The organism is Nitratireductor sp. GCM10026969, assembly GCF_042660605.1.
Lineage (GTDB): Bacteria > Pseudomonadota > Alphaproteobacteria > Rhizobiales > Rhizobiaceae > Chelativorans.
In genome coordinates this window covers 1-21,858 of sequence record NZ_JBHSUM010000068.1, presented here as the reverse complement: position 1 = coordinate 21,858, position 21,858 = coordinate 1, and the positions used below count along the sequence as shown (strand labels likewise).

Here is a 21,858-nt window from a genome sequence, read left to right as displayed (position 1 = left end):
GTCGCTGGGCGACGTGCTGCAACTGTCCGAGCAATCGGCGCCGCCGCCGCGCCCGCTCGCAGCCCCCGTCATGCGCATGGAGGCGGCCGCCGACAAGGCGGTGCCGGTCGAGACGGGCGAGAACACCTACAGCGTCCAGGTGAACGTCACCTTCGAGATCGGCCAGGAGTAGGGGCCGTCCGGAAAAGGCGGGCAGGGGCATCGCGCTTGGCGTCGACGTCCCACTCGCCGACCCGCTTCGCGGGGCCGCCTCTCCCCTGGTGGAGCCGGGGTCCGAACATCGCGGGGCTATTGGGAGTGGGAGCCCCCTCTCTTGCGATTTCCAAGGCTTGGCTTTGCTAAACCCAAGAAATCGCTTTCTCCCCCGCCAAGGGGGAGATAACGCTGCCGTTGGCGCCAATCGCCGCGACTTGCGGTTTGCCGGCGCAGGGATGCGCTTGCCTGGTTTGCAGACGGCAAGAGGAGACGCCGCCGGAGGCCCGGCAGCGTTTCGGTTTTTCGGGGCGGGCGCAAGCCGTCACATGGCGCGGATGACGGGGCAGTGCGGCGCGCGCGAAAAGACGACGCGCGCGCGGTGGCGGTGCCTGTGGCCGGCAACGGCGATGATCTTCCGGCTGGCGTGCGTGACCCGGGCGTGGCGAAGCCCCATCCGCCCTGCCTTGTGGAGCGCCTGGCTCGGCGAACAGGCCGAAACGTGCCGCGGCCGGCCGCGGTGGGGCTTATACATGTGCCCCCGGTCGCGGTGATGGCTGCCGGCGCTCGGACCCTGCTGGCCGAAGCTGAAATAAAATCCGTCGGCCTGGGCGCCGGCGGGCATCGCCGTCAGCGTGCCGAGGCCGAGAAGGGCTGAGAGAACTGCGGTTCTGATCGTGCGAAACATGGGGCTGCTCCTGGCTTTTCGCTCCATTCGCTTGCCGCGAACGGGTGAACAATGCCGGAGCCGGTCTGAACCGGGTGCGAACCCGCCGTTCACACGCCGTTCACGCCGATCCGATCTGCGCCTCCCGGGCGGCGCGGTCGAGGTGGAACGTGAGGCGAGAGATCAGCCCGTCGTCGACTTCGAAGAACATCCCCGCCGGCAGGCTGTAACGCTGGCCGCGGGCCTCGGGCAGGCCTTCCAGGGTCGAACGATAGGTGCCGTGAAGGGTGAATTCGGCTGCCGCCCGCACGCCGCCCGGGGCGGTCATGATGGCGACGTCGCTGAGCTCCTCACGGAAATGGCGGGCAGAAAGGCCGAGAAACCAGCGGAATTTCTCCTTGCCGATCTCGCGCCCGCCGCCGCTCTTGTCGCGGGCGACGTCTTCGGAGAGACAAGCCAGCATCGCCTCGTGGTCGCTGCGGTTGAAGGCGTCGAGATAGCGCTCGATCAACTGCCGGGTTCTTATCTCGCTCATGGCTCCTCCTGAAGAAGATAGGGAAGATAATCCTCCGGCTCGTCAAGCGCGTCCTCCTGCGCGGCCACGCGCCCGCGCACGGAGATGCCCGCCTGATGAACGGTTTCCGGGTTGCCCGAGACCAGGGGATGCCACCAGGCGAGATCCTTCCCGTCCGCCACCAGTCGGTAGGCGCAGGTCGCCGGGAGCCAGCTCAAGGTGCGGACGTTCTCGGGGGTCAGGCGCACGCAGTCATGCACGCGGGCCAAGCGGTGGGCATAGTCGGTGCAGCGGCACAGACCGGCATCGAAGAGGCGGCAGGCCACGCTGGTCCAGTGGATCTGGCCGGTGTCCTCGTCCTCGAGCTTGGCGAGACAGCATTTGCCGCAGCCGTCGCACAGCGACTCCCATTCCTGCGGGGTCATCGCCTCGAGCGGCTTCGTCTTCCAGAAGGGTTCCATGCCGATGATGTGGCGCGGCGCGCGTGCCAGGTCAAGCGCGGCGCCCGGCGGCGGTGCCGCGTTCGCATCCCAACGCGCGTCGCTCGTCGGGACCGTGCCCGGTCACCGTTCCTCTCCATGAGATTGGCGGGGATGCCGAAATGCCGGGGATGCGAAGCTGATGGGCGCCGATATCCAGGTCGAAATGCGCAAAGGGCCTCGTTCTTGTCCTTCAAGAGCCGGAACGAGGCTCTGCCGCCACTTTCCTGGCGGCCCCATCAGCGACAAAGCGTTCAGTTGCGGATCAATGCGCCATCATTTCGCTGACGATCTGGTCTCCGCTCAGCGAGGAGGGATAGTAAGTCGGCCAGTTGGTCACTTCTTCCAGCAAGGCCCCGCGGTCGTTTCCCCAGTAGAGGTGGTAGTGATCGGCCTGTGCGGGCGCGATACGGTGATCGCTGAACTGAATGAACTGTGGGGCCTCGTCGTCGCCTTCGGTCTTTTCGAAGATATAGCGCACGCCCCGATTGCCGGCTTCGTAGGTCAGGATCTCGTATCCATCAGCGGCGTAACGGCCCTCGATAGAATTGCCATCCTCGTGAAAGGTGACACTGTCGCCGCTGATGACGATGCGATCGACCTCGGTCCGATATCCCGTTTCGTAGTATGTCCGGTACCCCTCGGCGCTCTTGTCGCCATGCTCCGCCTTATGCGCCATGACCGGGTCGAGGGTGCCATCCTTCAAATAGGGGTAAACGGACTGCCAGTCGCCCTCCCAGTCCGAGAGCGGGCGTGCCTCAACTTGGTCGTCCTCGAAGAAACCCTTGTAGATGGCGTCGTCGGAACCGTGAGAATGGTCATGCGCCTCGTCACGGTCGTGCGAATGGTCGTGGGCCGAAGCATCGTCGGCGCTCCGGCTTCCCTGCGCCTGAGCCTGTGCCTGCGCAGCGAAAAGCAGCATCGAACCTATCGCCAGCGCGCCAACGTACTTGGTGATTGCCGTTTGCATTTTCCTGAACCTCTACTGATGGTGAATGGAGAACTAACGCCCGCTGGACGGTAACGTTATTACGTTACCGGTATGGCGTAACCGAATATCCGCGCTGTGGCAATGGGTCTTCGGAAAACGTCCGCTTCGTTCGCATCCCCGTCCCTGGCCACGGCGCTGCGCGTTTCCGGATTTCTTTCCGTATCGGACATTCAACCGAGCCACTCCGCCCGGCTGATCGGCTGGTTATCGCGTGCCCCGCGCGGGGCGGTTCGGGAACCAAGAGGTCCGTTCATCGCTTTACTGCGCCGAAGGGATTCCTCCATCTGAGGAGCAGCAAAATGAATATGACCCACAGATTCCTGGCCGGCACGTCGCTCTGTCTGCTTATGGCCGCGCCGTATCCCGCCTTGGCAAAGAATGCCGGGCCGGAGCGGCCGATCATGCTGGTGCAGGCAGAGGAGCCTCTCGAGACCGAACAGGAGGCGCCGGACGGATGTCCCGCTGGGACCGCGCTGGGAGCGGGCGGCGAATGCGTGCCGATAGAAGAGCAACCTCCGGCGGAGGAAGCGCCTCCCGAAGCGATCGAAGAAGCCCCTGCCGTCGAGGAACCTCCGGCGGAAGAGATTCCGGCCGAGCCCGCTCCCGAGGAGGTCACGCCCGAAGCGCCGGCCCCGGAAGAAGCAGCGCCCGAAGAACCCGCTCCGGAGGAACTCGCGCCTGAGGAGCCGGCCCCGGAAGAGGTCGCGCCCGAAGAACCCGCTCCGGAGGAACTCGCGCCTGAGGAGCCGGCCCCGGAAGAGCTAGCACCCGAAGCACCGGCCTCGGAAGAGCCCGCTCCGACGGAAGAGGCGCCCGCCGAGATGCAGACGGAGCCGATGACCGAACCCGAAAGTGAGCCGGCGCCGGAATCGCCTCAGGAGGAAGCACCCGACGAGGCCGAGGAGACGATGCCGCCCGCCGAAGAGGAGGCGCCTGCGGCTGAAGAACCGGCCGAGGACGAGGCAGCGCCGGTCGAAACGCTGCAAGAGCAGCCTGCCGCGCCCGAAGAACAAGACGAGCCTGCCGCGGCCCAGGAAGGCGAGGACGCCATGCCTGCCGAAGAGTCGGGGGAGGCCGGCACCGGGCAAGTCGAGGAGGCGCCCGCCGAGGCTGACGAGCAGATCCCCGCCGAAGAAACGGCGGAACCCGCCTTGGAGGAGGCCGCGCCTGAAGCGCAACAGCCTGCAGCGGAAGAGGCTGAGATTATGGAGAGCGGTGAAGAGGAGCTTCTTCCGGGAGATGCTGCGCCGGTGCTCGACAGCCAGAAGGAAGGCGCGGCCGACGCCGAGGCGGCCGGCCCCGCCGCCGCGGAAGAAGAGGCCGCCCCGCAGCCGGCGCAGGAACTCGAAGCCGAGTCGCTGGAAGGTGCCGCCGGCGCTGAGCCGGTGCCGGAAACGGACGCGCAGGCCCAGCAGAACATCATGGATCCGCAGCAGCTCCAGGCGGAGATCCGCTCGATCGTCGAGGAAGAGGGCGCGGCCATCGACTTGGGGCAAACGCCCGAGGACATGCGCATGCGGCGCGCCGAGATCTACCGGCCGCGCGAGAATGCCCGGGTGGTCGAGGAATACAACGACAACCGCACGATCGTCGAGATCAACAACCACTACTATGTGGAGAGCTCCGACTACGACCGCATCGTCATGCGGGACGACCGGGTCTACTACGAGGAACTGCGCGGCGGGCGGGTGCGTGAGGTGATCGAGCGCTCCGACGGGACTCGCGTCATCACCGTGCGCAACCGCTATGGCGACATCATCCGCCGCGTGCGTGTGACGCCCGACGGGCGGGAATACGTGCTGGCCTATCTGCCCGAAGACCGCTTCGATACGGCGATGCACTACGAGGATCTGGCGCGCGAACTGCCGCCGCTCAGGCTGACGATTCCCGTCAGCGACTATATCCTCGAGGCGGACAGGGTGGAGGATCCGGACCGTTATTACACCTTCCTCGACCAGCCGCCGGTGGAACCGGTGGAGCGCCTCTATTCGGTCGAGGAGGTGAAGTACTCGGCGCGCGTGCGCGACATGGTGCGGCGCATCGATCTCGACACGATCGAGTTCGAATTCGGCTCGGCGCGAATCGAGGAGAGCGAAATCGCCGATCTGGAGGCCGTCGCCGACGCCATTCTGCGCATGCTCGACCAGAACCCCGCCGAGACCTTCCTGATCGAGGGCCACACGGACGCGGTGGGGTCGGAGATGGCCAACCTCGCCCTGTCGGACCGGCGCGCCGAGGCGGTCGCTCGGGCCTTGAGCGATGTTTTCGGGGTGCCGCCCGAAAACCTGATCACCCAGGGCTATGGCGAGCAATATCTGAAGATCCGGACGGAACGGCGCGAACGGGAGAACAGGCGCGTGGCCGTGCGCCGCATTACCCCGCTCATCGCGCCGGTGGCGGCGCGCCAGTAGAAGCGCTTTCCTGCACGTTCCCGGATGACGGGAAGATGCGGGCAGGGCCCGGCCGGTTTCCCTCCGCCGGTCGGGTCTTCGTGCGTTCGGGTGCCGAAGCGGCTGCCGATGTCCTTTTGACAAGGGCGTGCCGATAGGAAATGCTAAGCGTTCGGTCGTGCCCAGTCGGGCCAATCACAAAAATGCTGCGGACGAGCGGGAGTGCGTCGATGAAATTCTTCAGGAGCAATGGCGGCCGCGTGCCGGGCAAGATTGCTGCGCTGGCGGAAGATGCCAGGGCCGGCCGGATGGACCGGCGCGAGTTTCTCGCCCTGGCGAGCGCCTTCGGCGCCACCACCGCCGGTGCCTACGCGATGGCGGGGCTTTCGGCGCCCGCGCCGGCTTACGCCCAGGAGCCGAAAAAGGGCGGCGTCCTCAAGGTCGCGATGTGGGTCAAGGATCCGAAGGATCCGCGCACAGCGGACTGGTCCGAGATCTCCAATGCCATGCGCCAGACGCTGGAGCCTTTGGTGAAGTACACGCGTGACTTCACGTTCGAGGGCAAGCTTCTGGAAAGCTGGGAGGTCAACGAGGACGCCACCCAGTATCTCCTTAACGTGCGCCAAGGCGTGACGTGGAACAACGGCGATTCATTTTCCGCCGACGACGTGATCTACAATCTCCTGCGCTGGTGCGACCAGACGGCCGAAGGCAACTCGATGGCCACGCGGCTTTCCGCACTCATCGATCCGGAGACCAAGAAGGCGCGAGAGGGCGCCATCGAGAAGGTGGATGACTACACGGTGCGGCTGAGCCTGCCGTCACCGGACATATCCATCATTGCCGGCTTTTCCGATTATCCCGGCCTGCTCGTGCATCCCAGCTTCGACGAGACGGGACGGGATTTCGTGGCCAACCCGATCGGAACCGGGGCCTTCGAGCTCGTCTCCTACGAAGTCGGCAATCGCGTCGTTCTGAAGCGGCGCGAAGACGGCAAGTGGTGGGGCGGCGAGGCCTATCTCGACGGTATCGAGTTCATCGATTACGGCCCCGACCCGTCGGCGATGATCAGCATGTTCGAGGCGGGAGAGATCCATACCAATTACGAGACCAACCCTGATTACGTCGACATCCTCGACGGGCTCGACCTCGTCCGCTCGGAGGTGATGACGGCGACGACGATCGTCGCGCGCACCAATGTCGAGAACCCGCCCTATGACGACCAGCGCGTGCGCAAGGCGCTGCAACTCGGCGTCGACAACGCCACGATTCTCGCCCTCGGCTACAACAATGCCGGCGAGGTGGCCGAACACCACCATGTCTGCCCGATCCATCCCGAATACGCCGAGCTTGCGCCGATCGCCCGTAACGCGGATCGTGCCAAGGCGCTGATGGAGGAAGCCGGCCAGATGGGGTACGAGCACGACCTCATCACGGTCGACGAGGACTGGCACAAGAACACCGGGGATGCCATCGCCGCGCAACTGCGCGACACCGGGTTCAAGGTCAGCCGCACCGTCCTGCCGGGCTCCACCTTCTGGAACGACTGGACGAAATATCCCTTCTCCATGACCAACTGGAACATGCGCCCGCTGGGAATTCAGGTGGTGGCGCTGGCCTACCGCACGGGGCAGGCCTGGAACGAATCCGCCTATTCCAACGAGGAACTCGACGCCAACATCGACAAGGCCTTGACCCTGCCGGATCCGGACGATCGGCGCAAGGTGATGCGCGAGATCGAGCAGCACATCCAGGACGCCGGCATCATCATCCAGCCTTATTGGCGCAAGCTCTACAGTCACTTCGTGCCGGCGGTGCAGAACCACGGCATCCACCAGACCTTCGAGATCGATCTCGAGCGGGTGTGGCTCGAGGAGGCCTGATAAGACACGGGGGCGGTCGGTGCCGGCCGCTCCCCAAGCAAGCAAGAAAGCTATGCCCCCGACGGGGGAGGGGAAACAGTGCTGCGCTTCATCCTTCGCCGGCTCGGTGTCATGGCGCTGACCATGCTGGTCCTTTCGTTCGTGGTGTTCTTCCTGGTCAATCTGGAGCCGAACCTGAAGAAGCTCGCCATCAGCCAGTTGACCATGCGCTCCTCGGCCGCCGAGATCGAAAGCTGGCTGCAGGAGTACGGCTACCGGCAGAACTTCTTCGTGCGCTACGGCCAGTGGGTGGGGCTCGTGCGCAAGCAGCCCAACATCGACTCCGAGACCGGTGCCGCCGTGCCGCGCTTTTCCTACTGCGACGAGCCGGCGGAACCGCGCTACTCCGGCATTCTCCAGGGCGATTTCGGCTGTTCCACGAAATTCAGGGAGCCGGTTGCGGAAAAGCTCGTTCCCGCGCTGGGCGCCACCGGCATCCTGATGTTCTGGGTCATGGCCGTCATGGTGCCGGTGTCGCTCCTCATCGGCGTTCTGGCGGGGATGCGCGAAGGGAGCCGGACGGACCGCACGCTTTCGGTCGCCTCGATCACCACCACCGCTACGCCCGAATACATTTCCGGGGTCATCTTCACCGTCATCTTCGCCTCGTGGCTCGGCTGGCTGAACGGCTCGGCCGCCTCGGCGACCAACAGCGGCGTGACGTTTTCCAACTTCACCCTGCCGGTGATCACGATGGCCATTTACGGCATCGGCTACATCGCGCGCATGACCCGTGCCTCCATGGTGGAGGTAATGACGCAGCAATATATCCGCACCGCGCGCCTGAAAGGTCTCAGCTTCAATGCGGTGGTGCTCAAGCACGCGCTGCGCAACGCGCTGATCGCGCCCTTCACGGTGATCATGCTGCAGTTTCCCTGGCTTCTGACGGGCGTGGTCATCGTCGAGGTGATGTTCCGCTATCAGGGTTTCGGCTTCACGCTGGTGGAGGCGGCGGCCAACAACGACATCGACCTGCTTCTGGCCTGCTCACTGGTCTCGGTGCTGGTGGTGCTTGCCACGCAGCTCGTCTCCGATGTCGGCTACGTGCTGCTCAACCCGCGCATCCGGGTGCGATAAGGGCCGGCCCATGCAGTTCGAGACACTCGGGTTCTTCGGTATCCTCTTCGGCGTTGTCGCGCGCTTCTGGCCGGTGTGGATCGGGCTCGGTACAGTCTTCATCCTCAGCACGCGCTACCGGAAGGTGCTCGGTCTTTACGGCCATCTCTTCGAGACCAAGGTCGGCATCGCCGGCCTGGCGATCTGCCTGTTCTGGCTGTTCACGGCGATCTTCGCGGATGTGATCGCCCCCTTCGGGGCCCTGGAGCAGATTCCGCTCCTGAAGAACGCAGCACCGGGGACGATCGAGCCGGAAACCGGCCTGCCTTTCCTTTTCGGCGGCGACCGCCTGGCGCGCGACGTCTTCTCCCGCATGGTGTTCGGCAGCCAGATCGTGCTCGCCATCGCGCCGGCGGCGACGCTCTTCGCGCTGATGGTGGGCACCACGCTCGGGCTGCCGGCCGGCTATTACGGCGGGCGGATCGACAGCGTGCTTTCCTTCCTGGCCAACCTCGTCCTGGCTTTCCCCGTCATCCTGCTCTTTTATCTGCTGGTTACGCCCGGGATCCGCGAAACGTCCATACCGCAGTGGCTGGCGGGCTTCTTCTTCGTCTTTCCGGTGATTTTCCTTTCCACGCTCTTCTACACCCGCTTCAGCGGCCGGCCGGGGCTTCTGGCGGTGCTCATCGGCGTGACCTTTCTCGTCGGCGGCTGGCTTTATGCGGGACTCGTCTTCAACGCCGACCCCCTGGGGATCGTCTCGCTCAGGCCGAACGAGCTCAACATCTTCGTGGCGGTCGTCTTTGCCTCGAGCCCCGGCGTGTTCCGGATCGTGCGCGGGCTGACCATGGACATCAAGACGCGCGACTATGTCGCCGCAGCCCAGACGCGCGGGGAGAACCCGTGGTACATCATGCTCTGGGAGGTCCTGCCGAATGCGCGCGGGCCGCTCATCGTCGATGCCTGCCTCAGGATCGGCTACACCACCATTCTTCTCGGTACGCTCGGCTATTTCGGCCTGGGGCTGGCACCGGAAAGTCCGGACTGGGGCACGGCGATCAAGGAGTCGAGCCGGCTTCTCAGGGCCTATATCCATCCCGCGCTGCCGCCGGCCCTGGCGCTGATGTCCTTCGTGCTGGGGCTGAACCTGCTCGCCGACGCTCTGCGCGAGCAGTCTTTGAAGGATTGATGCCATGCGGGACGTGAAACCAAGCTGCGTCATCCCGGAAGCCGGAGCGAAGCGGAGGCTGTGCGGAATCCACTCCGGAACGTGGATGTCTCGCGGAATGGATCCCGGACAAGCCTTCGGCTTTCCGGGATGACGGCGGAGCTAGCTTGCGGGAAGCGGAGACACCGCGTCGAACAGGACGAGAGCCAGCCATGAACGAAGCCGTGAGAATGGACCGGACCGGGGCGCAGGCGGTCGAGCCCATCCTGGAGATCAAGAACCTTTCCATCTCCTTCTTCACGCGGGCGGGCGAGATCCCGGCGGTGATGGATTTCTCCTGCACCGTCATGCCCGGCGAGGTGATGGGGATTGTCGGCGAATCGGGTTGCGGCAAGTCCACCGTCGCGCTCGGCATCATGCGCGATCTGTCGAATGCAGGACGGATCGTCGGCGGCCGCATCAGGTTCAAGGGCCGCGATATGGCCGAGATGAGCGAGGCGGAGCTGCGCCACATCCGCGGCAACGAGATCGCCATGGTCTATCAGGAGCCGATGGCGAGCCTGAACCCTGCCATGAAGATCGGCAAGCAGCTCATGGAAGTGCCGCTGATCCACGAGAAGGTGTCCAGGCAGGAGGCGTGGGAGCGGGCGCTGGAGATGGTACAGGCGGTGCGCCTGCCGGACCCGGAGCGCATCATGCGCGCCTACCCGCACCAGCTCTCGGGCGGCCAGCAGCAGCGGGTGGTGATCGCCATGGCGCTTCTGTCCAAGCCCTCGCTGCTGCTGCTCGACGAGCCGACCACCGCGCTCGACGTGACGGTGGAGGCGGGCATCGTCGAACTGGTGAAGGGGCTGAGCAGACAGTACGGCACGTCGATGATCTTCGTGTCGCACAATCTCGGCCTGATCCTGGAGACCTGCGACCGCATCACCGTGATGTATTCGGGCGAGGCGGTGGAGAAGGGCCGCGTCAAGGACGTCTTCGATGAGATGCGCCACCCATACACCCAGGGGCTGTTCCGCTCCATCCCGCTGCCGGGCGCCGACAAGAACGCGCGACCGCTGATCGCGATACCGGGCCAGCTTCCGCTGCCGCACGAGCGGCCGAGAGGCTGCAATTTCGGCCCGCGCTGCCCGCATTTCGAAGCCGGCCGGTGCGATGCCGGCGATGTGCCCATGGTTGAGATAGAAGGGCATGACCGGCACGAATCGCGCTGCCTGCGTTTTAACGAGATCGACTGGGCGGCGCTGCCGGAAGGCGTGGAGCGGACACACGCGCCGGTGGAACCGGGTGGTTCGGTGCTGAAGGTCGATGGGCTGAAGAAGTATTACCGGGTCGCTGCCAATGCCGTCTTCGGCGGCAGCGAGACGCGCACCGTCAAGGCCAACGAGTCGATCAGCTTCGAGGCGCGCGAGGCGGAAACGGTGGCGATCGTCGGCGAGTCCGGCTGCGGCAAGTCCACGCTCGCCAAGGTTCTGCTGGGGCTGGAAACGGCGACGGAGGGGACGGTCGCGCTCGGCGCGGCCGAGATCCAGGCTCTCCCCGTCGAAGAGCGGGACACCGACACCGTGGCCGGCATCCAGATGGTTTTCCAGAACCCTTTCGACACTCTCAATCCAAGCCATTCCGTGGGCGCCCAGATGATGCGTTCGCTCGAGAAATTCCGGATCGGCCGGACGATGGCCGAGCGGAAGAATCGCATGCTGGAGCTGCTCGATCTGGTGAAGCTGCCGCGGGCCTTCGCCTCGCGCATGCCGCGCCAGCTGTCCGGCGGGCAGAAGCAGCGCATCGGGGTGGCGCGCGCCTTTGCCGGAAACGCCAGGGTGGTGGTGGCCGACGAGCCGGTCTCCGCGCTCGACGTTTCGGTGCAGGCGGCGGTAACCGAGCTTCTGATGGACATTCAGCGTAGGAACAAGACCACGCTTCTGTTCATCAGCCACGACCTTTCAGTGGTGCGCTACCTCGCCGACCGGGTGCTGGTCATGTATCTCGGCCATGTGGTCGAGCAGGGCACGACGGAGCAGATCTTCGCGCCGCCCTACCACCCCTATACCGAGGCTTTGCTGTCCGCCGTGCCGATCGCCGACACGTCCGTCAGAAAGAAGCACATCGTGCTCGACGGCGACATTCCCTCGGCGCTGGACCCGCCCTCCGGCTGCCCCTTCCAGACCCGCTGTCCCTACAAGCATCTGGTGCCGGAAAACCGCTGCGAGCGCGAACTGCCGCCCTTCGCCGATCTCGGCGACGGCCACAGGAGCCTGTGCTGGCTGGGCGAGGACGTCCTGGAGAAAATGGAGCCGGTCATCCGCTTCGGCGCAGGGGATGGAGCGGACGCCCGGCCATGATGCTTGCCGAATACATTTCGGCGTGTCTAGGGTTCAAGACCCGCCGACAGGAGGTCTCCTTATGTTCGTGAAGTTCGCCGAATTGCCCGTCTTCGACCAGGACCGGGCGATCGCCTTTTATACCGAGAAGCTGTCGCTCACCGTGGCGGCGGATGTTCCCTACGGCCTGGGAGACTGGCGCTGGGTCGAACTGGCGCTGCCGGGCGCGCGAACGCATCTGCATTTCATACGCCGGCCGGACGAGAAGCCGTCGGACCTGCCCATACTCGTGCTGGTCGCGGAAGACCTGGAAGCCACTGTCGAGAGGCTCAGGTCCAACGGTGCCGAGATCATCACGGAGCCGCAAACGGCGCCCTGGGACAGGGACACCCTCTATGCGGAGTTCCGCGACAGCGAGGGAAACCGCATCGTCGTCAACCAGGAATGACAGGGCGGGGCGGCGGGCACCGCCCCTTAAAGCCTGTCAGGCGAACGCCTTGTCCATTCGGGCGAGCACGCCGTCCTGCTTGTGCAGGAAGCGGCGCAGCCGGTCGTTGTAATCGGCGACCACCGCGGTCTTGACCGAGGGACGCCCGGCAAGCGCGGCGCGCCACTTTTGAACCTTCGGCAGGCCGTCGAAGATGCCGAGATCCGTGATCTTGTCGAACACGTCGAAATAGCGGAAGGCCGGGGCGAAGACGGCATCCACCACGCTGAAGGCTTCGCCGGCGAAGTAAGGTCCGTCGCCGAGTTCGTCTTCGATCCGCGTGAATTTCTCCCTCAGTGCGGTGGCGGCACGGTCGAACGCCGCGCGCTCGCGCGTCGTCTCCAGGGTCCAGATGTCGGCGAGCGCCGCCGAGCCGATCTCCATCCAGGCGCGGTGGCGAGCGCGCTTGACCGGATCCGCGGGATGGAGGCGCGGCGGATAGGTCTCGTCGAGATATTCGACGATGGGCGAACTCTCGAACAGCACGTGCTCGCCGACTTTCAGCACCGGGACCTTGCCGCGCGGGGAGATGGCGAGAAACCAGTCCGGCTTGTCGGCAAGGTCGATGTCGACGCGCTCGTAGGGCACGTCTTTTTCCTTCAGCACGATCGCCGAACGTTGCACGTAGGGGCACAGGTCGAAGGAGATGAGGGTGAGTTTTTCCGGCATCGGGGCCTCCTTGGGGTTGCGTCCTGCATGGAAATTTCATGCATTTGCATCTATATTGGCGTTATCGGGCCGGGAGTCAATGTGAATGCAATTGCATCTAATCAAGAATTGGTGAACCATGGTCGAAAAACCGCATGAAGCCGCGATCGACGCCTGGATCGCCCTGGCACGCGCCCAGCGCGTGGCGACGAACCACGTCGAGGCGCGACTGAAGGAAGCGGGGCTTCCGCCGCTCGCCTGGTATGACGCGCTGTGGGAGCTGGAGAAGGCAGGGGAGGCGGGGCTGCGCCCGTTCGAATTGGAAACGGCGCTGCTTTTCGCGCAGTACAACCTTTCGCGTCTGGCCGAGCGAATGCGAAAGGCCGGTCTCATCGAGCGCCGTGCGTGCCCGCAGGACCGGCGCGGCCAGTTCCTGCATATCAGCGACGATGGGCGAGCCCTGCGGCGGCGCATGTGGGCTGTCTATGCGCAGGCGCTCGAAGAAGCCGTGGGCAGCCGGCTCACCGTGGAGGAGGCCGAGACGTTGAGCACCCTCCTGAAGAAACTGACCTGAGTGCGCCTACCGGATCGCCCGTAAGGTCTCTGGCCACTTCGCGCATGCATCGGTGCGAGACGTGCCTATTGTGGATGAAAGTTATCCATGATAAAAAATATCCAGGATAGGAGAGCATGAATGCGTATGGGTGAAGGCGTCGAGGCGGCAATCCATTGCGTGACGCTGCTTGCGGGCCTCGAGGAAGGGGCCACGCTGCCGGCGAGCGCACTGGCGACGTATCACGGCGTTTCGCAGAGCTATCTCCTGAAGCACCTGCAGGCGCTTGCCGCCGAGAAGCTTCTGGAATCCGTTCCCGGACCGCGCGGCGGCTATCGGCTGGCGCGCAGGCCGGAGCGTATCAGCCTGCTCGACGTCGTCCTGGCCGTGGAGGGGCCGTGCCCGGCGTTTCGCTGCGCGGAGATCCGACAGCGCGGGCCCGGAGCGCTGGAACCGGCAGCCTATGTGAAGCCCTGCGGCATCAACACCGCGATGCTGAAGGCCGAACAGGCCTATCGCGCCGTGCTCGCCGAGACCAAGATTTCCGATGTGGTGGCCGGGTACGAGGCGGACGCCGACCCACGGTCCATCGCATTCGGATGCGCCTTCCTGGCGCGCCACCAGCGGCCGCAGGCCGCATCTTCCCGCAAAGAGCAAGAGTAGAAAGGTCGTCCATGCAACCGCGTCTCAATTTTTATCAGGCATCCCCGGAGATCATAAACTCCGTGCGCGCGCTCAATACGGCAGTCAATGAATGCGGGCTCGAGAAGGAGCTTTTGCACCTCGTGAAGCTCAGGGCCTCGCAGATCAACGGCTGTTCCTATTGCGTGGACATGCACAGCCGCGAAGCGCGTGAAGACGGCGAGAGCGAGCAGCGGCTCCTACTCGTTGCGGCCTGGCAGGAATCTCCGCTCTTCACCGAGCGCGAGCGCGCGGCACTTTCCTGGACGGAAAAGTTGACGCGGCTTGCCGGCAACATGGTTGAGGACGAGGATTTCGATCAGGCGCGTGCGTATTTCAGCGACGACGAACTGGTGAAGCTCTCTGTAGCCATCGGCATCATCAATGTCTGGAACCGGCTATGCGTGCCGTTTCGCAGCATACATCCGGTAAAAGAGCTCGCACAGACGGGGTAAGGGCCAGGCGATGCGGTGGCGGGCCCCCTCTCTTGCGATTTCTAAGGCTTAGCTTTGCTAAACCTAAGAAATCGCTTTCTCCCCCGCCAAGGGGGAGATACTGCGGGCATCAATGCTGCCGCCAATCACAAGCCTTGGCGATTTGCGGCGAGGCATGCGTCACCCCTTTCTCCCCCTTGGCGGGGGAGAAAGCGATTTCAACATTTTAGCCGGAGTGCAACGGAGGCTAAGTGTTAGAAATCGCAAGAGAGGGGGTCTTCGGCCCGCGCTATTCGCTCTCCGCAAGCCCAGGGGCTCAGGGTGAACGGCGTCCGGGGCGGCTTACGCAACCTCACGCAAGACAGCGCGCAGGCAGTCCACGATCTCGTCGATCTGACCCTTTTCCACGATGAGCGGCGGGGACAGGGCGATGATGTCGCCCGTCGTGCGGATCAGGACGCCTTTCTCGAAGGCCTTCAGGAAGGCGGAGAACGCGCGCTTGCTGGGCTGGCCCTCGATCGGCTCCAGCTCGATTGCGCCGACCAGTCCGATGTTGCGGATGTCGATGACGTGCGGCGCGCCCTTCAGCGAATGGAGCGCTTCTTCCCAGTAGGGCGCGAGTTCGGCGCCGCGCGTGAGCAGGCCTTCCTCGTGGTAGGTCTCCAGCGTGGCAAGGCCGGCCGCGCAGGCGATCGGGTTGCCGGAATAGGTGTAGCCGTGGAAGAACTCGATCAGGTGCTCCGGCCCCTCCATGAATACGTCGTGGATCTCCTTCTTCACGAACACCGCGCCCATGGGGATGACGCCGTTGGTCACCCCCTTGGCGGTGGTCATGATGTCGGGCACGACGTCGAAATAGTCGGCCGCGAATGGCGCGCCGAGGCGGCCGAAACCGGTGATCACCTCGTCGAAGATGAGCAGGATGCCGTGCTTGTCGCAGATCTCGCGCAGGCGTTTCAGATACCCCTTGGGCGGGATGAGCACGCCGGTGGAGCCGGCCACCGGCTCGACGATGACGGCGGCGATGGTTGAGGCGTCGTGGAGGGCGACGATCCGCTCCAGGGCGTCGGCAAGGTCTTCGCCGTGCTCGGGCTCGCCGCGGGTGAAGCTGTTCTTCTCCGGCAGGTGGGTGTGGGGGAGGTGGTCGACGCCCGTCAAAAGCGTGCCGAACATCTTGCGGTTGGCGACGATGCCGCCGACCGAGATGCCGCCGAAATTCACGCCGTGATAGCCGCGCTCGCGGCCGATCAGCCGGAAGCGCGAACCCTCGCCCCTGACGCGATGATAGGCGAGCGCGATCTTCAGCGCCGTCTCGACGGATTCGGAACCGGAATTGGTGAAGAAGACATGGTCGAGCCCGGCGGGCGCCATGTCGACCAGCCTGTTGGCGAACTCGAAGGCGACGGGATGACCCATCTGGAAGGCGGGCGCATAGTCCAACTCGGCCGCCTGGGTCCCGATCGCCTCGGTGATCTTCGGCCGGCAATGGCCGGCGTTCACGCACCAAAGGCCCGAGGTGGCATCGAGGACCTTTCTTCCGTCATCGGCGGTGTAGTGCATGTCCTTGGCGGCAACCAGCATGCGCGGCGCCTGCTTGAACTGCCGGTTCGCGGTAAAAGGCATCCAGAAGGCGCTCAGATCGTTCGGCCTGGGCAAGTGCCGGTTGGGCATGAAGCGGTCTCCGTTCCGTTCCCCTGTCGTCAGGTTTAATGTCCTGCCGGTCCTGCAATACACGCTTTGACCATTCCGACCGATTATAATAAAAGGCCCGCTCGGGGGCGCTCGTTTTCATTATAATCATTGCAACGCCGGTTTGGCGCACCAGCCCTTCATGTTGCGCTGGGCCAGGGCGCGGGAAGGTCACGGATGAGGCCTGACGATAGCGCGGAATTGACGGGTGAGGCCGGCCGCACGCGCATCCAACGGGAAAGGCGCGAAGCGATCCTCGAGGCCGCACTCGAGGTCTTTTCGCGCGACGGGTTTCGCGGGGCGACGCTCGACCGCATCGCCCTGGTCGCCGGCATGTCGAAACCCAATGTGCTCTATTATTTTAAGAGCAAGGAGGCGATCTTCCTCACGCTGGTCGACCGGATCATGGAACTGTGGCTCGCCCCGTTGCGCGCGATGGATGCGGGCGGCGATCCGGTGGCGGAAATCCGTGCCTACATCAGACGCAAGGTGGAGATGTCGCGCGACTTCCCGCGCGAAAGCCGGCTCTTCGCCAACGAGATCCTCCAGGGCGCGCCGCGCATCCTGCCCTTCTTGCAGGGCGAGCTGAAGGCGCTGGTCGACGAAAAGGCGGCCATCATCGGCGCGTGGATGCGGCAGGGACGGCTGAAGGCGCTCGACCCCCACCACTTCATCTTCGCCATCTGGGCGACCACGCAGCACTATGCCGATTTCGACGTGCAGGTGTGCGCGGTGCTGGGGCCGGAAAGAAGCGGCGAGCGGCGCTTCGAAGAGGCGGCGCGGTTTCTGGAGGGGTTGTTTTTGGGGTGAGGGGCGCGGCTTTTATGGCCGGGGATAAAATTCGTCGCTCGGATGGGTGGCGAATCTCCTGAGACGATGAGGAACAAGATGACGGAACAGCAGACGTTGGACGCGCTTGTGCAGCGTTTCGTGGACGTCTGCCTTGCTCAAGACGACGCGCTGAGAAATCTGGACACGCGCCGCTATAACAAGCTCTACGATCAGTTGACGGTGGTAGCCGAGGAGTTGAAGTCTCGTGATGGCGATCAACGCCATCAGCTGTTGGAATTGTATAGTCATCCCAATGCACAGGTGCGCTTGAAGGCGGCAATACATACCCTCACGTGTGATCGCGACGGCGCGTTGCAGGTGCTTCAGCAGATAATCGACCGCAAGGAACAGCCTCAAACGCCATATGCCTGGGGCATGCTGGATGCAATCCGAGAGGGACGTTATGTGCCGCGTTGAGTGGCGGTACGACGCGGGAGTGCGGAAGCCATCAAGGCAAAGCTCTCATCTTCGACAACGAATGGTCGTTCAGTGCACGGAAATCGGGGTGGCTCAGTACGAGGCAATTCTTGATCTCGATGCACGCCGTCACAATCGTCCCTTGTCTTCGCCCGCGCCGAGGTCCAGTTTCCCCCGATGAGAGATGTTTACGGATCGATGGGTTTGGGTGTAGCGCTCGGCGTGGGGATCGGCGCCGTCTTCGGTGTGATGATGGACAATATCGCGATGGGGATCGCCATCGGGATTGCCGTCGGTGCCGGCATCGGGGCTGCATTCCACGCCTCAAGGGACGAATAGGTACGGCGACGGACGCCGCCCCCTACCGCCCCTCCCGGATATCCGTCAGCGTCCTTGCCGGCGTGATCGCCTCGGGGTCGAGCTTCACTTCGATGATTGCCGGGTTTCCGCTTTCCCGTGCGCGCTCGAAGGCTCCCGCGAAGTCTTCCGTTTTCTCCACCGTCTCGCCGTGGCCGCCATAGGCGCGGGCAAGCGCTGCGAAATCGGGATTTTTGAGGTCCGTGGCGGAGACGCGGCCGGGGTAGTGGCGCTCCTGGTGCATGCGGATGGTGCCGTAGGTGCCGTTGTTGACCACGACGACGATGATCGGAAGATCGTACTGGACGGCGGTGGCGAATTCCTGGCCGTTCATCAGGAAGCAGCCGTCGCCGGCGAAGGCGACGACCTGGCGGTCCGGGAAGAGGTCCTTGGCGGCGACGGCGGCAGGCGTGCCGTAGCCCATGGAACCGGAGGTGGGGGCTGCCTGGGAGGCAAAGCCGCGGAAGCGGTGGAAGCGGTGCACCCAGGTGGCGTAGTTGCCGGCGCCGTTGGTGAGGATCGCGTCGTCGGGCAGGTTTTCTTCCAGCCAGGCTATGACGGGGCCCATCTTCACCGGGCCGGGGCCGCTGTCGGGCGGGGTGGACCAGGAAAGATAGGCCGCGTGCAGGCGCTCCGTCTCCTCGGCCCAGGCGGGAAGCGCCTCCGGGTTGAGGTCCCGAAAGGCGGCGGCGAAGGCCGCCGGCGTGGCGTTGATGGCGAGCGCCGGACGGTAGACGCGGCCGAGTTCGCTCGCATCGGCATGGACATGCACCAGGGTCTGGTCGGGATAGGGGCTTTTCAGGAGCGTGTAGTCGGAGGAGGGCATCTCGCCGAAGCGGCCGCCAACGAGGAGCAAGAGGTCGGCATTCCTGATGGCCTCGGCGAGCTTCGGGTTGGGGCCGATGCCCACGTCGCCGGCATAGGAGGGGTGCAGATGATCGAACAGCATCTGCCGGCGGAAGGAGCAGCCGACGGGGAGCGCCCAGCGCTCGGCCGACTTCTGGAAGGCGGAGACGGCCTTCTCATCCCAGCGCGTTCCGCCGAGGATGGCGAAGGGGCGTTCGGCGTTGGCAAGCAGCGTTGCGAGCTCTTCCATCTCGTGATGGCCGGGGCGGGTCTCGACCGGCGTGTGGGGCAGGGCGGCCGGCGCTTCCGCCCGGCTCGTCAACATGTCCTCGGGAAGGGCGATGACGACGGGGCCGGGGCGGCCCGAGGCGGCGACGGCAAAGGCACGGGTGAGAAGCTCGGGGATGCGGGCTGCATCGTCGATCTCCGTCACCCACTTGGCCACCGGGCCGTAGAAGGCGCGGTAATCGACCTCCTGGAAGGCCTCGCGGTCGCGGATACCGCGCGCCACCTGGCCGATGAAGAGGATCATCGGCACCGAGTCCTGGCTGGCGATGTGCACGCCGGCCGATGCGTTCGTGGCGCCGGGGCCGCGGGTGACGAAGCAGATTCCCGGCCGGCCGGTGAGCCGCCCGTGGCAGTCGGCCATCATCGCCGCCCCGCCTTCCTGGCGGCAGACGATGGTGCGGATCTTTGAATCGTGGAGGGCGTCGAGGACGGCCAGATAGCTCTCGCCCGGAACGCAGTAGAGCCTGTCGACGCCGTTCACCTCCAGCGCTTCGACGATGAGCTGTCCGCCGGTCTTCATGGCTTTCTCTCTTCCAGATCGTGCAAAATCTCTTCCGTGTGCTCGCCGAGCCGCGGGCTGGGGCGTTGATAGGCCAGCGGCGTTTCGGACATCACCATGGGCGCGCGCACGGAAGGCAGCGTGTTGCCGTGTCCGTCCTTCAGATCGCGCCGCATGCCGCGCGCGATCGTTTGCGGGTCGGAGAACATCTCGGCGATGGTGTTGATCGGGCTGGCGGGCACGCCGGCAAGCCCGAGCTTTTCCAGAAGCGCATCGCGCGCGAAGGCCTTCAGCTTCGGGGCGATCTCGGCGTGCAGCCGGTCGCGGTTGGCGACGCGCGCCGCGTTGGTGGCGAAGTCCGGCTCGGTGGCAAGGCTCGAGCTGCCGATCACGGCGCAGAAACGGGCGAACTGACCGTCATTGCCGACGGCCAGGATGAAATGGCCGTCCTCGGCCTCAAAAACCTCATAGGGACAGATATTCGGATGGGCGTTGCCCATGCGCTCAGGCGAGAGGTCCGAGACCAGGTAATTCAGGTTCTGGTTGGCGAGCACGGAAATCTGCGCGTCAAAGAGAGCCATGTCGATGAACTGGCCCTGACCGGTCTTTTCGGCATGACGGAGGGCGGCCTGGATGGCGATGACGGCGTAAAGCCCGGTGAAGATGTCGGTGACGGCCACGCCGACCTTCTGCGGCTCGCCGTCGGCGGGACCGGTGATCGACATCAGGCCGGACATGCCCTGGATGATGAAATCGTAGCCCGCCCGCCCCGCATAGGGCCCATCCTGGCCGAAGCCGGTGATCGAGCAGTAGACGAGGCGCGGGTTGATCTCTTTCAGGCTCTCGTAGTCGAGGCCGTGTTTCCTGAGCCCGCCCACCTTGAAGTTCTCGATCAGCACGTCCGCCGAGGCGATGAGCTTCAAGAGGGTGGCGCGGTCTTCCTGCCTCTTGAAGTCGAGGGCGATCGAGCGCTTGCCCCGGTTGCAGGCGTGGAAATAGGCGGCGGAAAGGTTCTCTCCATCGTGGCCGGTCACGAAGGGCGGGCCCCAGTGCCGCGTGTCGTCACCGCCGTTAGGGTTCTCGACCTTGATCACATCCGCGCCGAGATCGGCAAGCAATTGCCCCGCCCAGGGGCCCGCCAGGATGCGGGCGAGTTCGATGACGCGGATTCCCGTCAGTGGAGGTGCGGCCATCGCGTGCTGGTGGCTCCCGTTCTATTCGTCGGGGTTTGGCGTATTTCCGCCCGCGCCCCGGAAACATCAAGCCCCTACATGCGTTCCCCTGACAAGACAACCACGCAGGACAGGGAGGCTGTCATGCAGATCCGTGAGCTCATGAGCACATCCGTCGACATCGTCGATCCCAACACCACCATCCGGGACGCCGCCAGGAAGATGCGTGCGGACAATGTCGGCGCGCTGCCGGTCGGCGAGAACGACCGACTGGTGGGCATGGTGACCGACCGCGACATCACCGTGCGGGCCGTGGCCGAGGAACGCGCGGCCGGCAACACGACCGTGCGCGAGGTGATGTCAGAAAAGGTCTTCTACTGCTTCGAGGACGAGGAGCCGGAGCGGGCAGCCAAGGTGATGAGCGAGCATCAGGTGCGCCGCCTGCCGATCCTGAACAGGGACAAGCGCCTGGTCGGCATCCTCGCGATGGCCGATCTCGCCCGCGGTGACGGTGAGGCGGCCGAGCACGCGCTGGAAGGCGTCTCCGAGCCGAGCGACGATCCGCGGCGCATGTGAGCGGGTGCGGCGGGCCAGCGAGGCGTTCGTCGCTGCCGAAGGAGATCAGGTCGGGTCACCTGACGCGCGTCGGCCCGGTTGAACGGAGCGAGGATCGTGATCATTCCGTGACTCGTCCATGTTCCGGAATGGATCCCGGACAGCCTTCGCCTGCCGGCTGCGGCTTCCGGGATGACGCGCGTTGGGAATCAGGCCTCCTCGCAATACTTCCCGACAGACTCAGCGGCGGGCGCGCACGCCTGCGGCCCAGTGCGTGAAATCCTGCATGATGTCGAGGCGGTTCAGCTCGTTGAGAGATTCGTGGCGGGTTTCGGCGTAAATCCTTGTTTCGAGATTCGAAACGCCGGTCCGCTTGAGCCGTGCGGCAAGCTGTTTGACCGCGCGCCCGCGGGCCGTGACGGGGTCTTCGGCGCCGCCGGCAAGGTGTATCGGCAGGTCCTTCGGGATGGCGGCGAGGCCGTCGGCAATCAGAAGCTCGATGGCGAAGATGGTCCGCCACATCGCGATGGTCGGGGGCCAGCCGCACAAGGGATCGGCGATATAGGCATCGACCTGCGCGCGGTCGTGCGAGAGCCAGTCGAAAGGGGTGCGGGCGCCGGGGGCCGCGCGGGCCCAGGCCTCGAACGTGAAGCGCGGCATGAGGCGCGAGGGGACGTCCGAGCCGAGGCGGAAGCGCT

23 protein-coding genes are annotated in these 21,858 nt (G+C 64.9%); 14 read left to right on the top strand and 9 right to left on the bottom strand.

The window, feature by feature from the left end; genetic code table 11:
• The first annotated feature begins 13 nt into the window (after positions 1–13).
• Complete coding sequence (locus tag ACFP9U_RS14630; protein ID WP_378622502.1) at positions 14–172, top strand: SIMPL domain-containing protein; 159 nt, start codon at positions 14–16, stop codon at positions 170–172.
• Positions 173–517: 345 nt separating this feature from the next.
• On the opposite strand, the gene ACFP9U_RS14625 is transcribed toward ACFP9U_RS14630, so the two are convergent.
• The 4 genes from ACFP9U_RS14625 to ACFP9U_RS14610 form a co-directional block, all read right to left on the bottom strand.
• On the bottom strand, positions 518–880 hold the full coding sequence (locus ACFP9U_RS14625) for a hypothetical protein (protein ID WP_378622500.1): 363 nt from the start codon (positions 878–880) through the stop codon (positions 518–520).
• 100 nt (positions 881–980) lie between these two features.
• Positions 981–1,394 carry a ketosteroid isomerase-related protein gene (locus tag ACFP9U_RS14620; protein ID WP_378622499.1) on the bottom strand — a complete coding sequence of 138 codons (414 nt, stop codon included), beginning with the start codon at positions 1,392–1,394 and terminating at the stop codon, positions 981–983.
• A complete protein-coding gene (locus ACFP9U_RS14615; RefSeq protein WP_378622497.1) occupies positions 1,391–1,834 on the bottom strand; it encodes a YcgN family cysteine cluster protein in 444 nt (147 codons plus the stop codon). Before ACFP9U_RS14615 ends, ACFP9U_RS14620 begins: the two co-directional genes overlap by 4 nt.
• Positions 1,835–2,117: 283 nt before the next feature.
• Positions 2,118–2,822 carry a ZinT family metal-binding protein gene (locus ACFP9U_RS14610; protein ID WP_378622496.1) on the bottom strand — a complete coding sequence of 235 codons (705 nt, stop codon included), beginning with the start codon at positions 2,820–2,822 and terminating at the stop codon, positions 2,118–2,120.
• A gap of 326 nt (positions 2,823–3,148) precedes the next feature.
• On the opposite strand from ACFP9U_RS14610, the gene ACFP9U_RS14605 reads away from it, so the two are divergent.
• From ACFP9U_RS14605 to ACFP9U_RS14580, 6 genes are all read left to right on the top strand, one after another.
• Positions 3,149–5,254: an OmpA family protein gene (locus ACFP9U_RS14605; RefSeq protein WP_378622494.1), complete on the top strand. Its 2,106-nt coding sequence runs from the start codon at positions 3,149–3,151 to the stop codon at positions 5,252–5,254.
• A gap of 209 nt (positions 5,255–5,463) precedes the next feature.
• Positions 5,464–7,116, top strand: coding sequence for an ABC transporter substrate-binding protein (locus ACFP9U_RS14600; RefSeq protein ID WP_378622493.1), 1,653 nt, complete (start codon positions 5,464–5,466; stop codon positions 7,114–7,116).
• Between the two features lie 78 nt (positions 7,117–7,194).
• The gene (locus tag ACFP9U_RS14595; protein ID WP_378622491.1) at positions 7,195–8,232 is read left to right on the top strand and encodes an ABC transporter permease; all 1,038 of its coding nucleotides are present in this window, start codon (positions 7,195–7,197) and stop codon (positions 8,230–8,232) included.
• 10 nt (positions 8,233–8,242) lie between these two features.
• Positions 8,243–9,400 (top strand): ABC transporter permease, encoded by a 1,158-nt coding sequence (locus ACFP9U_RS14590; RefSeq protein ID WP_378622489.1) that lies wholly within the window; start codon positions 8,243–8,245, stop codon positions 9,398–9,400.
• A gap of 191 nt (positions 9,401–9,591) precedes the next feature.
• Positions 9,592–11,724: a dipeptide ABC transporter ATP-binding protein gene (locus ACFP9U_RS14585; RefSeq protein WP_378622488.1), complete on the top strand. Its 2,133-nt coding sequence runs from the start codon at positions 9,592–9,594 to the stop codon at positions 11,722–11,724.
• 61 nt (positions 11,725–11,785) lie between these two features.
• Entirely contained in the window at positions 11,786–12,151 is a 366-nt protein-coding gene (locus ACFP9U_RS14580) for a VOC family protein (RefSeq protein ID WP_378622486.1), read from the top strand.
• A 36-nt stretch (positions 12,152–12,187) separates the two neighbouring features.
• On the opposite strand, the gene ACFP9U_RS14575 is transcribed toward ACFP9U_RS14580, so the two are convergent.
• On the bottom strand, positions 12,188–12,859 hold the full coding sequence (locus tag ACFP9U_RS14575) for a glutathione S-transferase family protein (protein WP_378622484.1): 672 nt from the start codon (positions 12,857–12,859) through the stop codon (positions 12,188–12,190).
• 118 nt (positions 12,860–12,977) lie between these two features.
• On the opposite strand from ACFP9U_RS14575, the gene ACFP9U_RS14570 reads away from it, so the two are divergent.
• The 3 genes from ACFP9U_RS14570 (at position 12,978) to ACFP9U_RS14560 (ending at position 14,527) form a co-directional block, all read left to right on the top strand.
• Positions 12,978–13,412 carry a MarR family winged helix-turn-helix transcriptional regulator gene (locus ACFP9U_RS14570; RefSeq protein WP_378622483.1) on the top strand — a complete coding sequence of 145 codons (435 nt, stop codon included), beginning with the start codon at positions 12,978–12,980 and terminating at the stop codon, positions 13,410–13,412.
• A gap of 120 nt (positions 13,413–13,532) precedes the next feature.
• Complete coding sequence (locus ACFP9U_RS14565; protein WP_378622481.1) at positions 13,533–14,054, top strand: RrF2 family transcriptional regulator; 522 nt, start codon at positions 13,533–13,535, stop codon at positions 14,052–14,054.
• Positions 14,055–14,065: 11 nt separating this feature from the next.
• Positions 14,066–14,527, top strand: coding sequence for a carboxymuconolactone decarboxylase family protein (locus ACFP9U_RS14560; RefSeq protein WP_378622480.1), 462 nt, complete (start codon positions 14,066–14,068; stop codon positions 14,525–14,527).
• A gap of 321 nt (positions 14,528–14,848) precedes the next feature.
• Here the strand turns inward: ACFP9U_RS14560 and ACFP9U_RS14555 are convergent, their stop codons facing one another.
• Positions 14,849–16,177, bottom strand: coding sequence for an aspartate aminotransferase family protein (locus ACFP9U_RS14555; protein ID WP_378622478.1), 1,329 nt, complete (start codon positions 16,175–16,177; stop codon positions 14,849–14,851).
• Between the two features lie 195 nt (positions 16,178–16,372).
• Here ACFP9U_RS14555 and ACFP9U_RS14550 point away from each other — a divergent pair, with 195 nt between their 5' ends.
• The 3 genes from ACFP9U_RS14550 to ACFP9U_RS14540 all read left to right on the top strand — a co-directional run bounded on the left by ACFP9U_RS14550 (position 16,373) and on the right by ACFP9U_RS14540 (position 17,782).
• Positions 16,373–17,005, top strand: coding sequence for a TetR family transcriptional regulator C-terminal domain-containing protein (locus tag ACFP9U_RS14550; protein ID WP_378622476.1), 633 nt, complete (start codon positions 16,373–16,375; stop codon positions 17,003–17,005).
• Positions 17,006–17,083: 78 nt separating this feature from the next.
• Entirely contained in the window at positions 17,084–17,443 is a 360-nt protein-coding gene (locus ACFP9U_RS14545) for a DUF2019 domain-containing protein (RefSeq protein WP_378622475.1), read from the top strand.
• 198 nt (positions 17,444–17,641) lie between these two features.
• Positions 17,642–17,782, top strand: coding sequence for a hypothetical protein (locus tag ACFP9U_RS14540; protein WP_378622473.1), 141 nt, complete (start codon positions 17,642–17,644; stop codon positions 17,780–17,782).
• Positions 17,783–17,804: 22 nt separating this feature from the next.
• Here ACFP9U_RS14540 and ACFP9U_RS14535 read toward each other — a convergent pair whose 3' ends face one another.
• Positions 17,805–19,454, bottom strand: a complete 1,650-nt coding sequence (locus tag ACFP9U_RS14535) for a thiamine pyrophosphate-binding protein (RefSeq protein ID WP_378622471.1) — start codon at positions 19,452–19,454, stop codon at positions 17,805–17,807.
• Entirely contained in the window at positions 19,451–20,626 is a 1,176-nt protein-coding gene (locus ACFP9U_RS14530; RefSeq protein WP_378622470.1) for a CaiB/BaiF CoA transferase family protein, read from the bottom strand. The genes ACFP9U_RS14535 and ACFP9U_RS14530 overlap by 4 nt, the downstream gene beginning before the upstream one ends.
• Before the next feature lie 123 nt (positions 20,627–20,749).
• On the opposite strand from ACFP9U_RS14530, the gene ACFP9U_RS14525 reads away from it, so the two are divergent.
• Positions 20,750–21,181 carry a CBS domain-containing protein gene (locus ACFP9U_RS14525; RefSeq protein WP_378622468.1) on the top strand — a complete coding sequence of 144 codons (432 nt, stop codon included), beginning with the start codon at positions 20,750–20,752 and terminating at the stop codon, positions 21,179–21,181.
• 219 nt (positions 21,182–21,400) lie between these two features.
• Here ACFP9U_RS14525 and ACFP9U_RS14520 read toward each other — a convergent pair.
• Positions 21,401–21,858: serine aminopeptidase domain-containing protein (locus ACFP9U_RS14520; RefSeq protein ID WP_378622467.1), on the bottom strand; the 458-nt coding region annotated here is incomplete at its 5' end.